Genomic DNA, 20,473 nt, shown 5'->3' with positions numbered 1-20,473 from the left:
AACGTGACAAGATGCAAGCAGTTCAACGATTACAAGATACGTTGTCTCCCTCTAACCGAACACTTTCAAAAAACAGTGGCAGCGGACGACCCGGTCCCAATCGCAAACCGCAATTTCAGCTCAAAAGCATGCTGAAAAATAAGGAGATGCAGGCTGCTCTAGGCAGTGGAATGCTAATGCTGATGGCATGGGGAGTCTCACATTGGTGGCAATGGCTATCCATCATTCTCTATGTAGTGTCTTATGCCCTTGGAGGCTGGTCCAAAGCCAGAGAAGGGATTGAAACCCTGATCCGAGAACATGATCTGGATGTTAATTTACTTATGATCGCTGCGTCTTTAGGAGCTGCGGCCATTGGCTACTGGAATGAAGGAGCCATGCTGATCTTTATTTTTGCACTCAGCGGTGCGCTGGAGAGCTATACTACGGAGCGTAGTAGTAAGGACATTTCCAAGCTCATGGCGTTGAAACCGGAAACGGCTTTGCGCTTGTCTCACGACGGAACAGAAACGGTTGGCATTGAGCAGCTGTTACCAGGCGACCTGCTGCTGGTTAAGCCCGGCGAACTAATTCCGGCGGACGGTCGAATCTCCAAGGGTGTGTCGGCGGTGAATCAGGCATCCATTACCGGGGAATCTGTTCCGGTAAACAAAGAGGCAGGTGACGAAGTATATGCAGGCACCATTAATGGAGAAGGCGTGCTATATGTAGAGGTCAGCCAGTCCTCGGAAGATACTTTATTTTCAAAAATCATTCGTATGGTAGAAGAGGCACGGACCGAGGTTCCCGATTCCCAGCGGTTTATTAAAACATTCGAATCGGTATACGCCCGAATTGTTGTTGCCGTCACGCTGATCGTCATTGTGGGTGCACCCCTAGCATTAGGCTGGACGTGGGCAGCGGCTTTTTACAAGGCGATGGTGTTCCTTGTCGTAGCCTCACCTTGTGCGCTCGTGTCATCCATTATGCCGGTGATGCTATCGGCCATTTCCAATCGTGCCCGGCGGGGCATCCTGTTCAAAGGTGGCGCGCATGTGGAGAATATGGCATTAACTTCGGTTGTTGCTTTTGACAAAACGGGCACGTTAACGAAGGGCTCACCTGTGGTCACGGATTGGATTGTCGCCCCAGATTACGATGCTGATGAGCTATTGCACATTGTCGCGACAATCGAAAGCTATTCCTTACATCCGCTGGCGCGAGCGATTGTAGCCAAAGCCGAAGCTGAATTGGGACAGAGAGAGCTGCTCACAGCCGAGCAAGTGCAGGCCCTTACCGGATGGGGGATGGAAGGCATTATAGGTGGGGTAAAATGGAAAATCGGTCGCACGAACGTGCTGGATGAACCTGGTCTTCTGACTGAGCCAGAGTGGGTGGAGAGTCGAGCACGACTGGAAGCCGAGGGCAAAACCGTATCCATCATTCTCGCGGATGATCGGATTGTCGGAATGCTGGCGCTACGTGACGAGCTGCGTCCACAGGCACGAGAATCTGTGAAACGCCTGCAAGCACAGGGGATTCGGGTCGTCATGTTGACCGGAGACCGCCCGGAAACGGCAGCCGTGATCGCGGCACAGGCTGGAGTCGACGCCGTATATGCTAGCTTAATGCCGGAGGGCAAAGTCAGTCATATTCGCATGTTGCGGGAGCAATACGGGCATGTCGTCATGGTCGGCGACGGTGTGAACGACGCTCCGGCTTTGACCGCAGCAACCGTAGGGCTAGGCATGGGGATGCATGGCAGTGGAGCAGCGCTAGAGGTCGCAGACGTGGTACTAATGAACGACGGAATTGAGGAGATTGCTCCGACGATAGCACTGGCGCGCAAGGCGCAGCGAGTGGTCAAACAAAATATGATCTTCGCGGTAAGTGTCATTGTGCTGCTGGTGATCAGTAATTTTGTGCAAAATATAGCCCTGCCATTTGGGGTCATTGGGCATGAAGGTAGTACACTGCTTGTCATTTTGAACGGCCTGCGCTTATTGCGGTCATAAGACTATAAACCAATTCACAAATCACAAGATTACAAACAGTCAGGAGCATTCAACCCTCTTACATCCAAGGGGGATGAATGCTCCTTCTTTCTTTGGTAGTGTTAGTCTATTTTGTATGCAAGGCAAAGTTTATCTCATACTTCTAATCGCGACTGCTGTACGCCTATCTACGACGCGGTGTAGACCGCCGCAAGAACAGGGAAAACAGTAATCCCGCCAGTGCAATTCCGGTTGCAATGATGAAGGCATCATTAATACCATGGATCGTCGATTCTGTAACAGCCCTTCCGTATACCTGTTGTATCGCGAGTGCAGAGCCGCTTTCCACAGAAATACCCGCTGTTTGTGCGAGGGTTTGTCCCAGTTGTGATACGCCTTCCGTTACAGAGGCATTGGCTGTGGTAGCGACATTCGCATAATCTGCCATATGAACCGTAGTCCGGCTGCTCATTACAGTAATGAGCCAAGCGGTACCGATAGATCCGGCGATTTGCCGTACTGTATTGGACATGGCAGTACCATGGCTTCCGAGATGTGGAGGCAACTGGTTGAGCCCTTCCGTCTGGACGGACATCATCAGCAGTGACATCCCGAAGCTGCGAATCGTATAGATGATCATAATATGTCCGTAGGTGGTGGCATCGGTCAGCAGACTGAATTCCCATGTCGTGACTGCCGTAATGATCAGCCCGATGATCGCCAACGGCCTTGCGCCAATACGATCGAATACTGCCCCTGATATCGGTGACATCACACCCATCAGCAGCGCACCCGGTAACAGCAGCAGACCCGATTGCAGCGGCGTAAAGGCGCGTATATTTTGCAAATAGATCGGCAGTAGCAGCATCCCGCCGAACATGGTCATATTGACCGTAGCCCCAACCAGCGTAGATACCGTAAAAATATCGTATTTAAATACACGGAATTCCAGCATAGGCTCCAACATGTTCAGCTCACGCACGACAAAAAACACAATAAACACGATCCCGAAAGCGAGCGAGAGTATAACTGTATTGCTGCTCCAGCCCTTGTCTCCAGCTGAACTAAAGCCATACAACAGAAGGCCAAAACCAAGGGTGGAAAAAATGGTTCCCAGCAGGTCAAAATGCGGTTTTGTCAGCTTGGACACATTTTTGAGCCAGCGCACAGCAAACAGAATATCAATGATCGCCAGCGGAATTACTAACAAAAATAGTAGCCGCCAACTGTAGTGCTCCACAATCCAGCCAGATAAAGTGGGTCCTACCGCCGGAGCAAACATCATGGCGATCCCCATGGTTCCCATAGCAGCACCCCGTTTTTCGGGAGGAAATACAGTCAGGAACACGTTCATCACCACAGGCATGATGATGCCCGCACCGCTGGCTTGAATCACGCGTCCAACCAGCATAGGCGCGAAGCCGGTGCTGGCAGCGCAGACGACAGACCCGGCAGTAAATAACCCCATCGCGGATATGAACAGGGCACGTGTCCCGAATGACTCAATGAGAAAAGCGGTGATTGGAATCAAAATCCCGTTGGTCAGCATATATCCGGTGGATAGCCATTGAACGGTTGTGGCAGACACATTGAAGTCATTCATCAAGTGCGGAATCGCCACGTTCAGCAACGTTTGATTCAAAATCGAAATGAAGGCGCCTAGCAGCAGCACGGACAGAATACGTCCGACGGACATTTTTTGATCCATGACAGCCTCCTACTTGTGAACTCTGATCGTCGCACTCATTCCCGGGATAATTCCCAGCCCCTTGTAACCTTGAATGGAAATGGTAACAGGCACGACCTGCGTCACCTTGGTATAGTTGGCAGTGGTATTGGAAGTAGGCAGCAGTGAAAAGGTGGAGGCGGTCGCCAAACCGATCTTTTCGAGCTTACCGCTCAGGGACGTATCTGGGTAAGCATCAATATACACGTCTACGGTCTGACCTACCTGGAGATCCTGCACGGCCGTTTCGTCTATATTGGCAGTAATCCAAAGATTGTTCAGATCAAAGGCTTTCGCTAAAGGTGTACCCGCCCCGACTATCGAGTTGTTGACAGCCGTTTGCTGCACAACGGTACCATCAGTTGGAATCGTAACGCTAATTCGGCTTCCGCCTCCTTCAACACTGCCCAGCGTGCTGCCAGCGGTGTACGTCTTACCAACTTCAGCATTCCAACCTGTGAGCTTGCCCGCGCTTGGAGAGGCAACGGTAACCGCTTGTCCGCTCACTTGGGCATTATCGGTTTTTATGTAGTTGGCGGACTGATTGTAGTAATAGGCGGCGGCTCCACCTCCTGCCAGAATAATGATGATTACCAGCAGGTTAACTAATATGGCGCGCGAATTCATATTGTGCATGCCTCCCTAGTATTTTTGGATGTTCAAAGTATGCGTCAAACGATTCATAATATTCAGATGGGTTTTGGGAAAGGTTAAGAGCGTATGCCAAAAGGATGATCTTGCTGACAAAGGATGATGTGCATAATGACGACCAGAATTATGATTGTATATGACAGTGAAAATGGACATACGGAACGTCTCGCTCGCTCGATCGCAGAAGGGGCACGCCTGGATCAAACAGAAGTGATGCTAAAACATGTAAATGAGGCCGATGTGAATGAGCTAGTAAGCGTCGATGCGATCATATGGGGGTGCCCGGGTCATTTTGGTACCATTAGCAGCGGTCTGAAGAGTTGGATTGATAGGCTGGGGTATCTGTGGGCGCAGGGCAAGCTAGTGGACAAAATCGGGGCTGTGTTTTGCACAACCGCTACCGTTCATGGTGGATTAGAATCAACGCTGTTGAATTTGATTACTCCTATGCTTCATCAAGGTATGATTATTGTAGGCCTGCCCGCTAGCATCACAGAGAATGCGCTCTACGGCTCCTATTACGGCGTAGGGGTAACATGTCCGGTGGAGACAGACCCCGATGGGCCGCCCAACCTTCCAACGGGGGATGATCTTGCGTTAGGTCGCTCTTTGGGCAAACGGGTCGCTGAGATGGCGGGACGGTACCGTAACGCCGAAAGAGAATAGGAGGCCGCCGATGACCATTGCTTTTATTGTAGTAGCTGTGGTTGCCTTTATCTTTTTGCTGGTATTTAATACGAAGATGACGCGCAAGTCCTCGGCCAAGAATCGCCCCAACCAAGAGGAATCCCGGCAAAGAAGCAAACGTCCTTATCCTGTGCAGGTGGAACCCAAGGCGCATGAATTGACGGAGCATACGGGAGAGATCCAGCCTAAGAATTCGAGCGTTGAAGAACATCGTGCAGAGGAGCAGCACAAATTGCCTGATATCCAAACGGATATAAAGGTGGAGAAAGATCGCGAGAATACAGAAGGTGCCTACGGGGACCAGGATTATCGTGCGGCTTTGCGTGGTTTTGCTGGAAAGGACGAAGAAAAGGATGGACATTCCCGACTCTCTAATGGAGAGAAGGAGAATTCTAAAAGTGAGGACGAGCAGTATCGGGAAGCACTGCGTTCCATGAACCGAAAAAAATGAGATCCCTTCATTTAAACATGACAAAAAGGCTGCTTTACTGTCTGGAATACAGGCAGAAGACAGCCTTTTTGTGTTGCACGGCTATAGCCATTCGGTTAGCCCGATCATCGTAATCAAGCCAAGAATAAAGGAAAATGTGGCGATTCGCTGGTTACCATCCCCGTGACTTTCGGGAATCAGTTCCTTGTAAACGATAAACATCATAGCCCCGGCGGCAAAAGCAAGGCCATACGGCACCAGTCCGTTCACCCAACTGCTCAAGTAAAAACCGATCAGACTGGTGATGATTTCCACAGCCCCGGTTAGGGTAGCAATGCCCAATGCCTTGAAACGCCCAATGTTTTGATTCACCAGGAATAACGCTACAATAAAGCCTTCCGGGGCATTTTGCAGACCGATAGAGAAGGCAATGAGATTGCCTAGATTCTGAGTCTCACTCGCGTAGCTGACCCCAACAGAGAGCCCTTCCGGCAAGTTGTGCAACGTAATAGCTGCGATGATGAGAAAAGATTTGGACTCCAATTGAAAAGTTTTGGAATCCGGGTCCTCCAAATCGGCATGGGGGATATACATTTCCATCACCAGTAATACGAGGCAACCGAGCAAAATCCCCGCAGTCAGCACGAACCAATTGGAATGCTGTATCGCTTCTGGAATCAGGTTATACACCGATGCAGAGGTCATAATTCCTGCGGCATAAGCCAGCAGAACATCACGAAGCCGGTGCGTGATATTACGCATAAACAGAATAGGCACGGCGCCAAGTCCAGTGGACAAGGCAGAAATTAAGCTACCTACGAAAACGTCATTCATAATCGGGATAATCCCTCCATACCTCATTTATCTTTAAGCTTCGCTTCATGAAAACTTCATTTGACTGTTTACAGCTCTTTCCGCATAATGAAATTAGGATTTAGAATCAGTCTAAGTCATAAAAAGCTATAAAACAAGTGATTCGTTTTTACAACATCCGGGTGTCCACTTTTTGGGATGAGCTTCTGCCAGCAGTACTTTTAGAGTATATGCAGCAGCCCAGCGCCCGGTACCGAAAACTCGCTATATAATACTTATGATATTTTAGGAGGAACCAAGATATGTACAAGTCCATTATTATAGGTACCGGCCCTGCCGGTTTGACCGCCGCTATTTACCTGGCACGTGCTAATATGAACCCGCTGGTGATCGAAGGACCGCAGCCAGGCGGACAATTAACCACGACTACAGAAGTTGAGAATTTTCCAGGCTTTCCTGAAGGAATCATGGGACCCGATTTGATGGATAATATGCGTAAGCAAGCGGAGCGTTTTGGCGCTGAATTCCGCACAGGCTGGGTGAACAAGGTAGACACAGCTGCTCGTCCATTTACACTGGATGTAGAAGGTTTGGGTGAACTGGTTACCGATACGCTGATTATTTCCACAGGGGCAACTGCCAAATACCTGGGGATCCCCGGTGAACAGGATAACATCGGACGCGGCGTGAGCACTTGCGCTACCTGTGACGGGTTCTTCTTCCGTGGCAAAGAAATCGTTGTTATCGGTGGTGGGGACTCTGCACTGGAAGAAGCTAATTTCCTGACTCGTTTTGCCTCCAAAGTAACGTTGGTACATCGTCGTGAAGAATTGAGAGCTTCTAAAATTATGCAGGATCGTGCTCGTGCGAACAGCAAAATTGAATGGGCGCTCAATCGTACTCCTGTAGAAGTAGTTGCAGACGAAAACGGAGTAACTGGCTTGAAAGTGCTGAACAATGCAACAGGTGAAGAGGAAATCATTACAGTGAGCGGCGTATTCGTGGCGATTGGACATCATCCGAATACAGGCTTCCTTGCGGGACAAATTACAACGGATGCGAACGGTTATATCGTCGTTAATCCGGGTACTTCCGAAACAAACGTGCCTGGCGTATTCGCTTGTGGCGACGTACAGGATACACGCTACAGACAAGCGATTACCGCAGCAGGTAGTGGTTGTATGGCTGCTATGGACAGCGAGAAATACATTGAAAGTCTGGAGCACAGTGCACTGGCCCTGTAATACTTGCAAGTGTGTATAAATATGATGTAACAAAATAAATGATGAGGTGATATTCATGGAAAAAGCAATAGTTTACACATCTACAAACTGCCCGCATTGTCGTCAAGTAAAAAGCTACCTGGCTGAAAAAGGCGTCGAATACGAAGAACGCAACATTGAAACCAATGAAGCTTTTGCGCAAGAGGTTTGGGATATGGGCATTCGTGCCGTTCCATTGACTCTGATTGGGGAAGAACGTATTTCCGGTATGAACAAAACCAAGTTTGAAAAAGTGTTGAACGCTTAATCCAGCCTAACAGCATGTGATTTTCATATGGTTTAAACAAGGCCCTCACCGCAGTTACATACTGCGACGGGGGCCTGTTTTTTGGTCTTTTACAAAGATACACGTACACGCCCGAGAAAAGGAGCCGTTGCCGCATAGGCAGCACCTAGCATCGTCGAACGGCTCCCAAGCGTGGAGAAACGAATCTGTAATTGCCGACGGTGATAGGGCAGGGCCCGCTCTTCGATCACTGTACGCATACTTTGCTCCAACCAAGGTCTGGCTTCCGCAAGCGGACCGCCAATGATAAGCATGCCGGGGTTGAGGCTGTTCACAATATTGGTAATACCTACACCTAAATAGCGCCCGATTTCACCAAGGACGCTTAATGTACTCGCATCACCTTGCTGGGCAAACGGGAGTAATCCCGCTGTATTATGTGCGGGCAGTTTCAATGTGGATGCTACATAGGCCTTCTCCGAAGCATACAGCTCCCAGCAGCCTCGGCTGCCGCACGAGCAGAGGCGCCCGTTCCAGTCTATGGACATATGTCCACTCTCGCCCGCGTATCCCCAAGCCCCTTGATACGGCTTGCCATCAATGATAATTCCGGCCCCGATCCCGGAGCCTGCACTGATGTAGACCAGATCCCGCACAAGCTGCCGATGATCGGCGTCCATACCATAGTACAATTCACCTTGTGCACCGACGTTGGCCTCATTATCCACCACTACGGGAAGACCCAGCTCTGTCTCAAGCTGTTGACGCAGCGGAACCTCTTCCCAGCCCAGATTGGGTGCGAATAAAACATTTCCGGTTTCATCCACCATACCCGGTACCCCCAACCCAATGCCAACAATACCGTGAGGGGAGGGAGGAGTGACCTGCATGAGTTTCTGAATGAGCTTACGGATTTGTTCGATGACAAAGTCAGGATCATGATGGGTTAGAGAAAGGGTAAGCTCTGTTTCAATGGTACCTGCCAGATCGGTCAGAGCACCCTTGATGTACTGTACGCTAACCTCGATACCGAGCACAAAGCCTGCACGGCTGTTGAACAGCAGCATTAAAGGTTTACGCCCACCGCTGGATTCTCCTAATCCTGTCTCATACACCAATCCATCGGTGATAAGCTCTGCAACCAGGTTGGAAACGGTGGCCTTGTTTAATCCGGTTTGACTGGATAACTGTGCCCGCGATAGAGGGGCATTAAGGCGGATTCGCTCCAATACAATGGATTTATTCAGCTTTTTGACAAGCGCCTGATCGCCAGTAACATTCATGGTTATTTTCACTTCCTGTTGATGTAATTCCCGTTATTATATCATAAAAATAAACTTAGTTTAAGCAATAGACAAAGTTTCTTGGCTGTGCTAGAATCGTTTTTGTAAACGTTTACTATAAAGGAGGAACTTATAATGGCTTATTTCGAACAAGTATCTAAAATTAAATTCGAGGGCAAGCAATCCGATAATCCTTTTGCATTTAAATTTTATAATCCTCAGGAAATGGTAGCGGGAAAAACGATGGAGGAGCATCTGCGTTTTAGTATGGCTTATTGGCATACGCTGGTTGCAGGTGGCTCTGATCCTTTTGGAGTAGAGACTGCGGAACGTCCATGGTCCAAGTTTACTGGACTAGATTTGGCGAAGGCACGTGTGGAAGCTGCCTTTGAACTGCTGGATAAGCTGAATTTACCTTATTTCGCCTTCCACGATGTGGATATTGCACCTGAAGGCGCGTCACTGAAGGAATTTTACAGCAATCTGGATACCATCGTGGATCTGATTGAGGAGCACATGAAGGCTACGGGGAAAAAGCTGCTGTGGAACACGGCGAACATGTTTAGCCATCCACGTTATTTGCATGGAGCTGCGACAACTTGCAATGCAGATGTATACGCACACGCAGCTGCTCAAATTAAAAAAGGACTGGAAGTGGGCAAACGTCTGGGCGCAGATAACTATGTATTCTGGGGAGGCCGTGAAGGCTACGAAACACTGCTGAATACAGATTTGAAGTTGGAACAGGACAATCTGGGACGGATGTTCCATATGGCTGTGGACTACGCGCGTGAAATCGGTTTTGACGCTCAGTTCCTGATTGAGCCAAAACCGAAGGAGCCAACCAAGCATCAGTATGACTTTGATGCAGCGACGACGATTGCCTTCCTGCAAAAATATGATCTGGATCAGCATTTCAAGCTGAATCTGGAAGCTAACCACGCAACCTTGGCGGGTCATACTTTTGATCATGAAGTACGTGTAGCACGGGTTAACGGCATGTTGGGTTCCCTAGATGCCAACCAAGGCGATTTGCTGCTGGGCTGGGATACGGATGAATTCCCGGTTGATCTGTATGATGCCACACTAACCATGTATGAAGTGTTGCAAAATGAAGGTCTGGGCCGTGGCGGTATCAACTTTGATGCCAAGGTGCGCAGAGCATCGTTTGAGCCAGAAGACTTGTTCCTCGCTCACATCGCAGGTATGGATACGTATGCGAAAGGGCTAAAGGTAGCCGCCAAACTGATCGAGGATCGTGTGTTTGAGGACTTTATTGAGAAGCGGTATAGCAGCTTTAAGGAAGGCATTGGAGCAGATATCGTATCTGGAAAAGCAACGCTTGCTTCCTTGGCTGAATATGCTCTGGCGAACGAAGCACCACGCAAAAACGTGTCCGGTCGTCAGGAATATCTGAAAGCAACATTAAATCAATACATTTTGGCTGATTAATGCCAGAGCTTATATATGAAATAAGGATTTCACGATAAAGGGAAGGAGGAACTCCAATGCAGGAGAAGCTAAATCAGGAGCAGGAGCGTTATGTCATCGGCGTGGATTTGGGTACCAGCGCAGTTAAAACGGTGCTGGTCAACCGCAAGGGGCAAGTGGCTTATGAAACCTCACAGTCCTATCCTCTCCATCAGCCGAAAGCAGGGTATAGCGAACAGCATCCTGAGGACTGGGTCAGTGGCACGTTAGCATCACTGAAACAGCTTGTGGAGAAGGCTGGAATCGCCGGAACAGATGCTGTGGACGGCATTAGCTTTTCGGGGCAGATGCACGGGCTTGTGCTGACTGACAAGGAAGGCCAAGTGCTTCGTCCGGCTATTCTGTGGAATGACACGCGCACAACGGCACAATGCCGCCGTATTGAAGAACAGCTCGGGCCAGCGCTGCTAAGTATTGCGCGCAACCGCGCGCTGGAAGGCTTCACGCTGCCCAAGCTGCTGTGGGTGCAGGAGCATGAGCCAGACGTGCTGGCTCGTGCGGCCCATTTTATGCTGCCCAAAGATTATGTACGCTACTGTCTCACAGGAGAACTGGCGATGGAGTATTCGGATGCGGCGGGCACATTACTGCTGGACATCGCGAACAAGCAGTGGAGCGAAGAGATCGCTGCTGCGTTTGATCTGCCGCTGTCGCTGTTCCCGCCACTGGTGGAATCCTTTGACCAGACGGGTACACTATTGCCGGAGATTGCGGAGCAGAGCGGGCTTTCGTCTGAGACCAAGGTCTATGCAGGTGGAGCAGACAACGCATGTGGCGCGATTGGCGCTGGCATTTTGAGCGAAGGCCGCACCTTGTGCAGCATCGGCACCTCAGGAGTTGTGCTTTCCTATGAGGAACGCAAGGATATCGACGTTCAGGGGCGAGCCCATTTTTTTAATCATAGTGAGCAGGATGCTTATTATATCATGGGAGTTACACTCGCGGCTGGATACAGCTTGACCTGGTTTAAGGATACCTTTGCGCCAGAACATTCCTTTGACGCATTGTTGGAAGATGTGAACTCGGTCGAGCCGGGCAGCCGCGGGCTGCTGTTCACGCCTTATATCGTAGGCGAACGTACGCCTCATCCGGATGCAACTATTCGAGGCAGCTTTATCGGGATGGATGCAGGGCATAAGCTTGCGCATTTTACACGAGCGGTACTGGAGGGAATTACGTTTTCACTCAAGGAATCCATTGATATTCTTAGAGGCACAGGCAAAACGGTGAATGAAGTGATTTCCATCGGCGGCGGAGCGCGTAATGAGGCATGGCTGCAAATGCAGGCCGATATTTTTAACACGGATATCGTCAAGCTGGAAAGTGAGCAGGGACCTGCCTTGGGAGCAGCTATGCTGGCTGCCTATGGTAGCGGGTGGTTTGAATCGCTGCAAGCGTGCGCTCAAGCTTTTCTGCGTGAAGCAGCAAGATATTCGCCGAACCCAGAACGTGTGGCACAATATGAAGGCTTATACGAGCTATACCGTGAAGTGTATCTACACACACGGGAGCTAAGTGATCATTTGGCGGTCTATCGCTGAATAGACTTTAAGTTAATAAAGCCATAATAAGGGTTCCTGATGAGGACACCTTTATTATGGCTTTTGAATGTTAAAGTTGTTTGATGCAAGAGGAATCATTATAAAGTGGCTCTTGTAATGAGAGGATGCTTGGTAAGGAAGCTAACGAGTAGAGACGCATGAATTGATAACCTATTCCAGACAAACCTAGCCACAACCCATAGGAATCTAACGCAGTGGGCAAACCAGTCTTAAATTTACCATGTTCGAAATAATAATTTAATGCAATGCTGCCTTGTTTCTTTGCCTCCGCAACCCACTCTGGACGGTTAAGAGCTTCTCCAGCTAAAATTAATAATTCGATATTTCCGAGACTTCCATGACAAATGCAGTGACTCTTATTAAATCCGTGTTTTAAAGTTGTATTAACTGCTATTTCGATATTTTGGACAATATCAGGTATTAGACTTGGTCTTAAATAAGGCATACATAAGGTTAGTCCTATGCCAATTCCACTAGCCCCATGACACCAATTAGCAAGATCATGATTCTCCTTAATACCTTGATCAATCCAGTTAAAATAGTTTGGAGAATAGGATTCTGTTAAGTGAGCAAATGCTTTCTCTGCAGTAGCATAGTAGCAATCATTTTTAGTAACTGCTGCAAGACGAAACAAGGCTGAAGCAATACCAATACTACCGTGGCCAAAGCCTACGTAGGGGGTTGGAGATACACTAGATTTCCATGAAATCATTTCATTATTTTTTTCTCCATGTTTTAACAAGTGCTCTCCATATTGAATTGCTACCTCTAAAGTCTTAGCCGATTTTGTAAGATTATATTCATTTAAAAGAACGTGAATAACTCCTGTAGAGCCTCCTAAGAGATCGAAGAAAGTATCCTCTTCTATGCTATGTTCCAAACTGCTTATAATGTCTGATTTCCGCTTGCTCCAAGCATCGTTAAAACCTAATAAACTCTCAAAATGAGAGAGAGTATATAAAAGTGAAGCTTGGCCATAAAAGGCTGACGGGAACTTCAGGTGTGCAGGTATTTTACTTAGCGCTGTTTCAAATGCAGCTAGAGCTACGTTGGTGTATTTCTCCTCTTTTGAGATTTTTCCGAGATATGCTAGAAATAATGCAATGCCTGCTGTACCATCATATAACCCAGGGCTTAAGGCAGACAAATAAAGTTGTCCACGATAATTTAAATTCATTCCAATCCAAGTTACATACCTTTTACTTTGACTAAACACTGATTTTTCAATCAACTCATCGCCAAGGATTCTTGCTGTCTCAAGAAATTTTTCAGAATGTAATGGTTTTGGAGTGAAGCCGCTTGTCATTATTTTTTCATTTTGAGAGGGATCATGTACTTTATGTACATGTTTTCCTAATGATGAGCCTGCTATGGAAGAAGAAATCCAATCGCTGTATAAAGAAATACTATCAGTACTTAAGGATCTCAATCGATCTTCTACTATTGACATGCTTGTTCGGGTAAACACATCTTTTATACATTTGCCATAACTATCCCAAAGGTCAAGAGAACTAGGAGTACTAGTGAAATATGGAATATCTCCTGCACGTAAATCTTGTAGTTCGGAAGAAATAATTCGATCATCCAACCAGGAAAACCAAATCCGATCAAGTAAATTCTCTTGATTTAGAGCATCACGACCATAATCAGGATGTCGAGATTCAAGAAGGAAATTTGTATAAAATTGTGTTGAACGCAATACAATACGCACTGGCGCATCATTAAAACTAAAGAGAGGACTTGTTGGGGCTAATAAATCCATTTTGTATTGAAGAAGCATGGAACATAATGATTGGAAACCATTTATAATTTCAGCAGTGTAGTCACCTGCATTTTTAAATTCTCCTTCTAATGAAGGGCGATTGTTACCTGTTGAAGTGGACTGAGTCTTTCTAATGTATCTCATATTATCAGTATTTACATCTACTAAACTCAACACCGGGTAAGGTGTCATTTGCCTTTCTCCATTTACACCGCTCAATTCAATTCCAAATCCTTTATCGTCTTGGTGAAACAAGATAGGGAGGAGTGAAGTGCCTAATGGAGAATTACGGATCCTAAACTGAGCCTCTATATCTGCGGAATCGGGGACATTATGATATACCTGGTTGTGAAAGAGGGTTTCCAAATCAATCAGCATTGGATGCTCCCCGAAAGCAATTAAGTTTTCATAATGAAAATCGGTCCCATCCAGTAAGTATATAATAGCTAAAAGCGCTCCTAAACGTGTATAAAAACATTGGATTTCTTCTTCAGTTTTACAAGGTTTTGCTTCGATAAATTTTTCATAACCATAACCGTCCAGTGCGATAACAGAATTCCTTTGGAGAAAAGGGGAAAACCCTTTATCATTAAACCATTGAATTAATTCTTGAAAATGGAGTGAAATATCTAGTGGCTTTGGTTTATACATAAACGATTGCCCGTTTGCAAGATATAACCGCATTACTGAGCGACCTTGCTGGTGAGAATCACCGAACCCAGCATCTATACGTATAAGTTCTGATGAATGTAAAGAAAATGTATCAATAATCATAGATCGGTTTAGGAGATAACGGTCTAACGTCTCTTTTATTACATTTACAAAAAGCATAGTTCTTTCAGTTAAAGTGCGGGAAATAACTGCATACTCAGAAAAAAATGATACAAGTTGCTTATATCCTACAAATTTTTTCTCAATGAAAGAGATAAATCGCTCCTCTGGAGTTTGTCCTTCTAATTCTCCCAAAGCTTTAGCTATATTTAGTTCTAAGACAAATGATCGACCAGCGATTTGGGCCAATTGAAAAGATAAGGTATGCAAGACCGAATTTAGCGTACTCTCATGTAGAATAAAATCCTGAGCATTATCTATATTGGATAAGTGCTGTCTTAATTGATTTCTTGACCAAATAATAAATGGACGAATAAGAATATCCATTGTTCGAGACTCGCTTTGCAAAACTGGTTGAATTTCATTCATTTTTAGAGCCTCTTCCAAAACTTGGAACCATTCTGCTTGATACTCTTTAATAATCGTTAAATAATTCTCATCCCATTTAAGATTTTCGGTAGATTGAATCAAGGCTCCAAATGTCTCTTCATTCATACTTAAAGCTTTAAATCGAGCTTCTTTTTTGGATTTTGTATTAATAAGAGCAAATTTAAACCATTCGTCAATCAGTTCTGTCGTCTCCTCTTTATGTTTTTCCCAAATTTTATGATTAAAACCTTGAAAGGCTTGATCAAAAAGGTTTTTACGTTCTTGTAAAAAGAGAGCACGCATGATCTGCTCTTTCATAATTACCCCGTCCTCGTTTATATGAAGTTAAAAAACTCAGTTTTTAAGAAATAAAATAACTCAGGTATACGCCAATTAAGGCGTATACCTGAGTGGCATTCACTTATTTATCCGGCATGCCCTGGAAAACAAACTAGCACTGTGACACCAATAACAGTAACAGTAATAGTTGGAGTAGAATCTGGTTGCACTCCTAAACCGCCATGTACACGAGAAAGCTCGTCAGCGCTCAACTCGACCAAAGCGTCGCCAGCAGGATGCTCAATACCTTCTCCAGCTACACGAAGCTTTGGATTTTTCCATGCTTGGATCATTTCTTCTTTTGTCATTATTCTTTACTCCTCTCGGGAATGTAGTGATATAAGACAAACTTAATGATAATCATATTCCCTAAAAATTTGCACTTCATAAAAGTGCATTTAAATGCAAAAAACTATAAAAATTCAAAAAAAGATTTTATTTTTTAATTTTACAAATATATTCATTGAGTGTGTGTTGAATTTTTTCCTTAATTATGAAAAAATATTCATAAAAGTCATAGGGGGAGTGAAAATTGAGAGAAAATCAAAATTTGTCTCCAAAAGAACAAAAAGTTGCAATTTGTATAGCTCAAGGATACAAAGACAGCGAAATCTCCCAGCATTTATCTATCAGTATGAGACGTACTGCCGAAATTGTGGCTTCAATTAAAGAGAAATGGAATATAAAAACAAGAGTTGAGATTGGTATATTTGCTTATCATTACGGCTTAGTATTTTTGACAGAAGGTATGGAGGTGCATTCCTCTGAATTTTAATAAGAAAGTACCTTTTATTGAACAGATGGAACATAGTGAATGTGGATTAGCCAGCATAGCTATGATTTTGGGTTTTTATGGACATAATATTTCTTTAACAGAGTTAAGAAATCAGGTTGGTGCAGTACGCGCAGGTATATCTATGCAACAACTTCAAGAAATAGGAAACACATATCATTTAAGATCACGAGGATATCGGGCAACTGCATCTCAATTAAATGAGCTAACCGTTCCTCTGATTTTGTTATGGGATAACCAGCATTTTGTGGTTCTTGAGAAAATAAAAAAGAAAAAGGTAATAATCCTTGATCCGGCTTTTGGAAGACTCATTCTTCCCCTCAAAGAATTCACAGAGAAGTATTCGGGTTTTGCACTTTCGTTAACCCCGTTAAAGGATTTTCGGAGTAAAAGAAAAAGGCCAAGATGGATGTTCTATATCAAATTAGCCTTTAAGAGCAGAAAACTTCTTATTTCTGTATTTTTGGTCTCAATAATTCTTCAAGGATTAGGTGTTTTAATACCTAAAATAACCCAATTCTCTGTTGACAACTTACTAGAATCCAAAAATTATTCTTTTCTGGTCACGTTGGGGTGGGCTATTTTTACAATTTTTCTATTTTCACAGTTATTCCAGTTTTCGAGGGGCTACATGATCGCCAAGTTACAATCCCAAATGGATACTTCTATGATGACACAATTTATGGACAAGCTTTTCAAACTTCCTTTTGAGTTCTTTGAAAATCGAAAAGGGGGAGAATTGGTATTTAGGGCTAACTCTAACGTAACAATTAGAAGAGTATTATCTAATCGAGTTATAACTATTTTTATTGACGGTCTTTTACTTATAACTTATGCAGCTTTAATGATTAATCAACTATGGCAAATTGGATTATTAGTTACAATTGTAGGTTTTCTATTGTTACTTATTATCGTTTTGAGTTCTTTTACTACTCACCGTTTATCTCGAAAGGAGACTTCGAGCCAGGCTGAGATGCATGGTTTTTTATCAGAACATATACATGGAATTACAGACATAAAAGTTTTAGGCTTTGAGAGTAGAGTATTCAAGAAGTGGGAGGAACTTTTTAAAAAACAACTAACTAATACGGAAAAACGTGTTATTTGGAATATATCACTTGATTCTATGACAGTTAGCATCCAGTTTATTTTTCCCCTACTAATTCTATGGATTGGATTCCATTATGTGCTTGAGGGATGGATAACTCTAGGGGGACTCCTTGCCTTACAAACATTATCAACTGCTTTTATGATACCGATTGTTTCCTTAGGATCGACTCTTAGTGAACTAGCCACTGTGGGCACATATATTCAACGAATTCAAGATGTTATTGAAAATGTAGAGGAGCCTTCAGGTACCCATAAACCGAACCATACTTTTAGAGGGCATATTAAGTTTAAGGATGTTTCCTTTAATTATCATCGATTTGGAAAATATGTTATAAAAAATATTAATCTTGAAATATTCCCAGGCGAAAAGGTTGCAATTGTGGGTGCATCAGGCTCAGGTAAAAGTACTTTGGCAAAGTTAATACTAGGACTTTATAAGGCTTCATTGGGAGAAATCAGCATCGATAATATACCGCTGAATCAATGGCATTTGAGAGAATATCGTCAAAAAATAGGTGTTATTCTACAAGAGACAAAATTATTCAATGTTTCTATATTGGATAACATCGCCATGGACAATGGAGATTGTACCATAGATATGATAGTTCGGGCAGCAAAGCAAGCCGATATTCATCATTTTATTATGAGTCTCCCTTTAGGCTATCAAACTGTTGTTTCCGAGAACGGATTAAACTTTTCAGGGGGACAGCGGCAACGCATTTTATTGGCGCGTGCTTTTTTGGCAGAACCTCAAATCCTTCTTTTGGATGAGGCAACAAGTTCACTTGATAGTGTTTCAGAGCAATTGATAACAGATTTCTTACAAGAGAGACATTGTACACAGATCATTATTGCTCATCGTCTTAGTACAGTCCAACGAGCAGATAGAATAATTGTGCTTGATCAAGGGGAAATAATAGAACAAGGAAATCATCAGGAATTGATCAGTTTAAAAGGCAAATATTTTAATTTGTATAATTTGAAGAAAACTGATTTTCAGGTTGAGCCAGTTTTATGACTTGGAGACGAGAAAAATGACAAGTATAAAGTTATGTGAAATATTGTATCTAAAGCAACTCAGAAAGCTAACTAAAATGGAGGTTGCTTTATTCATTTTTTTATTGATTTTAATTCCCAATGGATTAGCTAATGCTACCTTAAGATTAAACAGCTTGGGCTTTAAAGCAATGATGTGGGCTATCATATATGGAATCATTGGTTTTTTGATTCAGATTGGTATAAGTATATCCGCTTCAAAAACGGAGGAAATACGTTTTTTGTGGTCTATAGGAAAGGGAAATTTGTTTTTAACCCAATATACTATTATAAAAAAAATTCCTTTTCTAATATTACTTTTATGGATCGTAGTTGGCCAGATCGTATGGGGTGTTTATCACAATTACATTTTTAATATGGTTTCAGGATTGATCTTAGGTGTGCTTTTTGCAGAGATATTTGGGTATATAACTTTATTTAGAAAATTCTATGGATATGTAATAAGCTTTTTAGTTCTATCACTGAATGTAGTCTATTTCATATTGCCAATGTCCCTATCGGTACGTATTTTGACTTGGATTTTGTTATGTATAAGCATGGGATATATAGCTTTCTATTTTGCACAACGCTCTTGGTCTGTTTTTTTACAGTATCATGGTCCAAAAAAACTTTTGTGTCGACGTGGATGGCTATCTCAATATCCACTCCTAAAAAAAGAATTGTTGTTTATTATTAGGCGAGTTAATCTGTTTTCTTTTTTTATGTTAGCTTTGGGAATTGAAGTTTTAAACTCTTATAGTATTAGAGAAAGTCCGTTTATTCTTACAATCAGTAGCGCGGTATTATCATGGTTTGCTGTTGATATTTGGGCTGTCAAGAGTCTTATTATAGAGGGAAAAGGATTACTAATATATAAAACAACGCTATTTGCTTGGAAGAAGATGTTGCGCACTAAATGGCTAATTTTATGTGCTTTAAATATAGGGATTATTTTTATGCATCAGTGGTTTTGGGGGATTTATTTACAGATTAGCCCAGTGGTTTTATTAATTCAAACAATATGGAGTATATTCCTCTCAACTACTTTAATTAGTTTTGGTATGCCTTTGGGTTACAAATTTTTATCCATCGACTATTTAGGGAATTACCGAATCAAGTTTCTTGGGAGCTGGGTCATTGCAATGAGTATGCTAATACTATTGTACCTTCATCAATTTCATAAAGTATTATTTGCAGCTATATCAGTTATGATCTATATAAGATTTATACTTTTTTATAAAAAAGTATCTTAGGAGTGAGCCAACGATGACCCAAGAAAATAAATCATCATTTTTACAACTAGATCAAGTTTCTTTCAGTTATGGCTCTAAAGAAATTCTACATGGAATAAATTGGGGTGTGTCAGACAACCAAATTACTGTGTTGCTAGGCCCTAATGGAGCGGGTAAATCAACTTTATTAAGTTTAATTGCTGGTCTTCATCAGGTACAAAAAGGGATAATTCGATTCAATCAAACCATAATTGATTTTGAGAATCAAAACTATAAATCAATGGTAGGCTATCTACAAGAATTTCCCTTTTATTATCCCGTACTTTCTGTAGTAGAAATGATGCGACTAATTGGGGGATTACGCCAGGTACCGAAGGACCAACTCGAAAAGCGCATCGCTAAATGGTTGGAGAGATTCAAATTAGAAGATTATCAAAATATAAAAATGGAAGAGTTATCCCAAGGTACTAAAAAGAGAGTTGCATTAGCTTCAACGCTCTTACATGAACCTACAATTCTTATATTAGATGAACCGACTAACGGATTAGATCCTGATCAAGTGATGATTGTTAGAAGTACACTAAGTGAGTATCTAACAGAAGGCAGAGTTATTTTATTATCTACTCATATTATAGGATTAGCTGAGAAATTAGCAGACCAGGTTGCCATTCTTCGAAACGGTCGGATAACATATGCAGGAAGATCTACAATTGACCTTGAATGCCTATATATAGCACATCAACATGATTAGCTTATTTGTACTCTTGATTAAAAACTTCTCAAGGAATAGAGCAACAAAGAAAAAACTTGGCTAACAATGCTCTCTGTAATGTATTTAGAGGGCAGTCGCCAAGTTTTTCCTTGCTATCCGTCCATT

At 43.7% G+C, this 20,473-nt stretch carries 17 protein-coding genes; 11 read left to right on the top strand and 6 right to left on the bottom strand.

Translation table 11 applies throughout. The annotated features are described in order from the left end of the window. The first annotated feature begins 11 nt into the window (after nt 1–11). Complete coding sequence (locus ACUC6J_RS20875; RefSeq protein ID WP_447250312.1) at nt 12–1,994, top strand: heavy metal translocating P-type ATPase; 1,983 nt, start codon at nt 12–14, stop codon at nt 1,992–1,994. Nucleotides 1,995–2,157: 163 nt separating this feature from the next. Here the strand turns inward: ACUC6J_RS20875 and ACUC6J_RS20870 are convergent, their stop codons facing one another. Then, nucleotides 2,158–3,681: a DHA2 family efflux MFS transporter permease subunit gene (locus tag ACUC6J_RS20870; protein WP_447249366.1), complete on the bottom strand. Its 1,524-nt coding sequence runs from the start codon at nt 3,679–3,681 to the stop codon at nt 2,158–2,160. A 9-nt stretch (nt 3,682–3,690) separates the two neighbouring features. Continuing rightward, nucleotides 3,691–4,326, bottom strand: a complete 636-nt coding sequence (locus ACUC6J_RS20865; RefSeq protein ID WP_016820318.1) for an HlyD family secretion protein — start codon at nt 4,324–4,326, stop codon at nt 3,691–3,693. A 135-nt stretch (nt 4,327–4,461) separates the two neighbouring features. On the opposite strand from ACUC6J_RS20865, the gene ACUC6J_RS20860 reads away from it, so the two are divergent. Continuing rightward, nucleotides 4,462–5,016, top strand: coding sequence for an NAD(P)H-dependent oxidoreductase (locus ACUC6J_RS20860; protein ID WP_447249365.1), 555 nt, complete (start codon nt 4,462–4,464; stop codon nt 5,014–5,016). A 10-nt stretch (nt 5,017–5,026) separates the two neighbouring features. Beyond that, the gene (locus ACUC6J_RS20855) at nt 5,027–5,488 is read left to right on the top strand and encodes a hypothetical protein (protein WP_017425975.1); all 462 of its coding nucleotides are present in this window, start codon (nt 5,027–5,029) and stop codon (nt 5,486–5,488) included. Between the two features lie 81 nt (nt 5,489–5,569). On the opposite strand, the gene ACUC6J_RS20850 is transcribed toward ACUC6J_RS20855, so the two are convergent. Further along, nucleotides 5,570–6,301, bottom strand: a complete 732-nt coding sequence (locus ACUC6J_RS20850) for a ZIP family metal transporter (protein WP_013373094.1) — start codon at nt 6,299–6,301, stop codon at nt 5,570–5,572. Between the two features lie 281 nt (nt 6,302–6,582). On the opposite strand from ACUC6J_RS20850, the gene trxB reads away from it, so the two are divergent. Together trxB and ACUC6J_RS20840 are read left to right on the top strand one after the other, a co-directional pair. After that, entirely contained in the window at nt 6,583–7,524 is a 942-nt protein-coding gene (trxB, locus tag ACUC6J_RS20845) for a thioredoxin-disulfide reductase (RefSeq protein ID WP_430098116.1), read from the top strand. Nucleotides 7,525–7,579: 55 nt separating this feature from the next. Further along, nucleotides 7,580–7,810 carry a glutaredoxin family protein gene (locus ACUC6J_RS20840; protein ID WP_013373091.1) on the top strand — a complete coding sequence of 77 codons (231 nt, stop codon included), beginning with the start codon at nt 7,580–7,582 and terminating at the stop codon, nt 7,808–7,810. 89 nt (nt 7,811–7,899) lie between these two features. On the opposite strand, the gene ACUC6J_RS20835 is transcribed toward ACUC6J_RS20840, so the two are convergent. After that, nucleotides 7,900–9,072, bottom strand: coding sequence for an ROK family protein (locus ACUC6J_RS20835; protein ID WP_447249364.1), 1,173 nt, complete (start codon nt 9,070–9,072; stop codon nt 7,900–7,902). 135 nt (nt 9,073–9,207) lie between these two features. Here ACUC6J_RS20835 and xylA point away from each other — a divergent pair, with 135 nt between their 5' ends. After that, the gene (gene xylA / locus ACUC6J_RS20830) at nt 9,208–10,524 is read left to right on the top strand and encodes a xylose isomerase (protein ID WP_025365846.1); all 1,317 of its coding nucleotides are present in this window, start codon (nt 9,208–9,210) and stop codon (nt 10,522–10,524) included. Nucleotides 10,525–10,580: 56 nt separating this feature from the next. Next, nucleotides 10,581–12,104, top strand: coding sequence for a xylulokinase (xylB, locus tag ACUC6J_RS20825; RefSeq protein ID WP_222822020.1), 1,524 nt, complete (start codon nt 10,581–10,583; stop codon nt 12,102–12,104). A gap of 70 nt (nt 12,105–12,174) precedes the next feature. On the opposite strand, the gene ACUC6J_RS20820 is transcribed toward xylB, so the two are convergent. After that, on the bottom strand, nt 12,175–15,405 hold the full coding sequence (locus ACUC6J_RS20820; RefSeq protein WP_447249363.1) for a type 2 lanthipeptide synthetase LanM family protein: 3,231 nt from the start codon (nt 15,403–15,405) through the stop codon (nt 12,175–12,177). 107 nt (nt 15,406–15,512) lie between these two features. Then, nucleotides 15,513–15,734 carry a mersacidin family lantibiotic gene (locus ACUC6J_RS20815; RefSeq protein WP_013373086.1) on the bottom strand — a complete coding sequence of 74 codons (222 nt, stop codon included), beginning with the start codon at nt 15,732–15,734 and terminating at the stop codon, nt 15,513–15,515. A 224-nt stretch (nt 15,735–15,958) separates the two neighbouring features. On the opposite strand from ACUC6J_RS20815, the gene ACUC6J_RS20810 reads away from it, so the two are divergent. Genes ACUC6J_RS20810 through ACUC6J_RS20795 form a run of 4 tightly spaced genes read left to right on the top strand, consistent with a single transcriptional unit; the run spans nt 15,959 to nt 20,347 of the window. After that, complete coding sequence (locus tag ACUC6J_RS20810) at nt 15,959–16,201, top strand: response regulator transcription factor (protein ID WP_117290038.1); 243 nt, start codon at nt 15,959–15,961, stop codon at nt 16,199–16,201. Then, nucleotides 16,185–18,347 carry a peptidase domain-containing ABC transporter gene (locus tag ACUC6J_RS20805; protein ID WP_447250311.1) on the top strand — a complete coding sequence of 721 codons (2,163 nt, stop codon included), beginning with the start codon at nt 16,185–16,187 and terminating at the stop codon, nt 18,345–18,347. Before ACUC6J_RS20810 ends, ACUC6J_RS20805 begins: the two co-directional genes overlap by 17 nt. Nucleotides 18,348–18,363: 16 nt before the next feature. Beyond that, entirely contained in the window at nt 18,364–19,617 is a 1,254-nt protein-coding gene (locus tag ACUC6J_RS20800; protein WP_222822022.1) for a hypothetical protein, read from the top strand. 13 nt (nt 19,618–19,630) lie between these two features. Continuing rightward, entirely contained in the window at nt 19,631–20,347 is a 717-nt protein-coding gene (locus ACUC6J_RS20795) for an ABC transporter ATP-binding protein (RefSeq protein ID WP_222822023.1), read from the top strand. The last annotated feature ends 126 nt before the right edge of the window (nt 20,348–20,473 follow it).

Source organism: Paenibacillus sp. JJ1683 (genome assembly GCF_053006485.1).
This window is presented reverse-complemented; position numbering and strand designations above follow the sequence as displayed.

Excerpts from the sequence above, each read along its gene's own strand:
- trxB (WP_430098116.1), top strand. The coding sequence starts at position 6,583 with ATGTACAAGTCCATTATTATAGGTACCGGCCCTGCCGGTTTGACCGCC.
- xylA (WP_025365846.1), top strand. The coding sequence starts at position 9,208 with ATGGCTTATTTCGAACAAGTATCTAAAATTAAATTCGAGGGCAAGCAA.
- ACUC6J_RS20860 (WP_447249365.1), top strand. The coding sequence starts at position 4,462 with ATGACGACCAGAATTATGATTGTATATGACAGTGAAAATGGACATACG.
- ACUC6J_RS20820 (WP_447249363.1), bottom strand. The coding sequence starts at position 15,405 with ATGAAAGAGCAGATCATGCGTGCTCTCTTTTTACAAGAACGTAAAAAC.
- ACUC6J_RS20865 (WP_016820318.1), bottom strand. The coding sequence starts at position 4,326 with ATGAATTCGCGCGCCATATTAGTTAACCTGCTGGTAATCATCATTATT.
- ACUC6J_RS20850 (WP_013373094.1), bottom strand. The coding sequence starts at position 6,301 with ATGAATGACGTTTTCGTAGGTAGCTTAATTTCTGCCTTGTCCACTGGA.
- ACUC6J_RS20855 (WP_017425975.1), top strand. The coding sequence starts at position 5,027 with ATGACCATTGCTTTTATTGTAGTAGCTGTGGTTGCCTTTATCTTTTTG.
- ACUC6J_RS20870 (WP_447249366.1), bottom strand. The coding sequence starts at position 3,681 with ATGGATCAAAAAATGTCCGTCGGACGTATTCTGTCCGTGCTGCTGCTA.
- ACUC6J_RS20800 (WP_222822022.1), top strand. The coding sequence starts at position 18,364 with ATGACAAGTATAAAGTTATGTGAAATATTGTATCTAAAGCAACTCAGA.
- ACUC6J_RS20875 (WP_447250312.1), top strand. The coding sequence starts at position 12 with ATGCAAGCAGTTCAACGATTACAAGATACGTTGTCTCCCTCTAACCGA.
- ACUC6J_RS20795 (WP_222822023.1), top strand. The coding sequence starts at position 19,631 with ATGACCCAAGAAAATAAATCATCATTTTTACAACTAGATCAAGTTTCT.
- ACUC6J_RS20815 (WP_013373086.1), bottom strand. The coding sequence starts at position 15,734 with ATGACAAAAGAAGAAATGATCCAAGCATGGAAAAATCCAAAGCTTCGT.
- xylB (WP_222822020.1), top strand. The coding sequence starts at position 10,581 with ATGCAGGAGAAGCTAAATCAGGAGCAGGAGCGTTATGTCATCGGCGTG.
- ACUC6J_RS20840 (WP_013373091.1), top strand. The coding sequence starts at position 7,580 with ATGGAAAAAGCAATAGTTTACACATCTACAAACTGCCCGCATTGTCGT.
- ACUC6J_RS20835 (WP_447249364.1), bottom strand. The coding sequence starts at position 9,072 with ATGAATGTTACTGGCGATCAGGCGCTTGTCAAAAAGCTGAATAAATCC.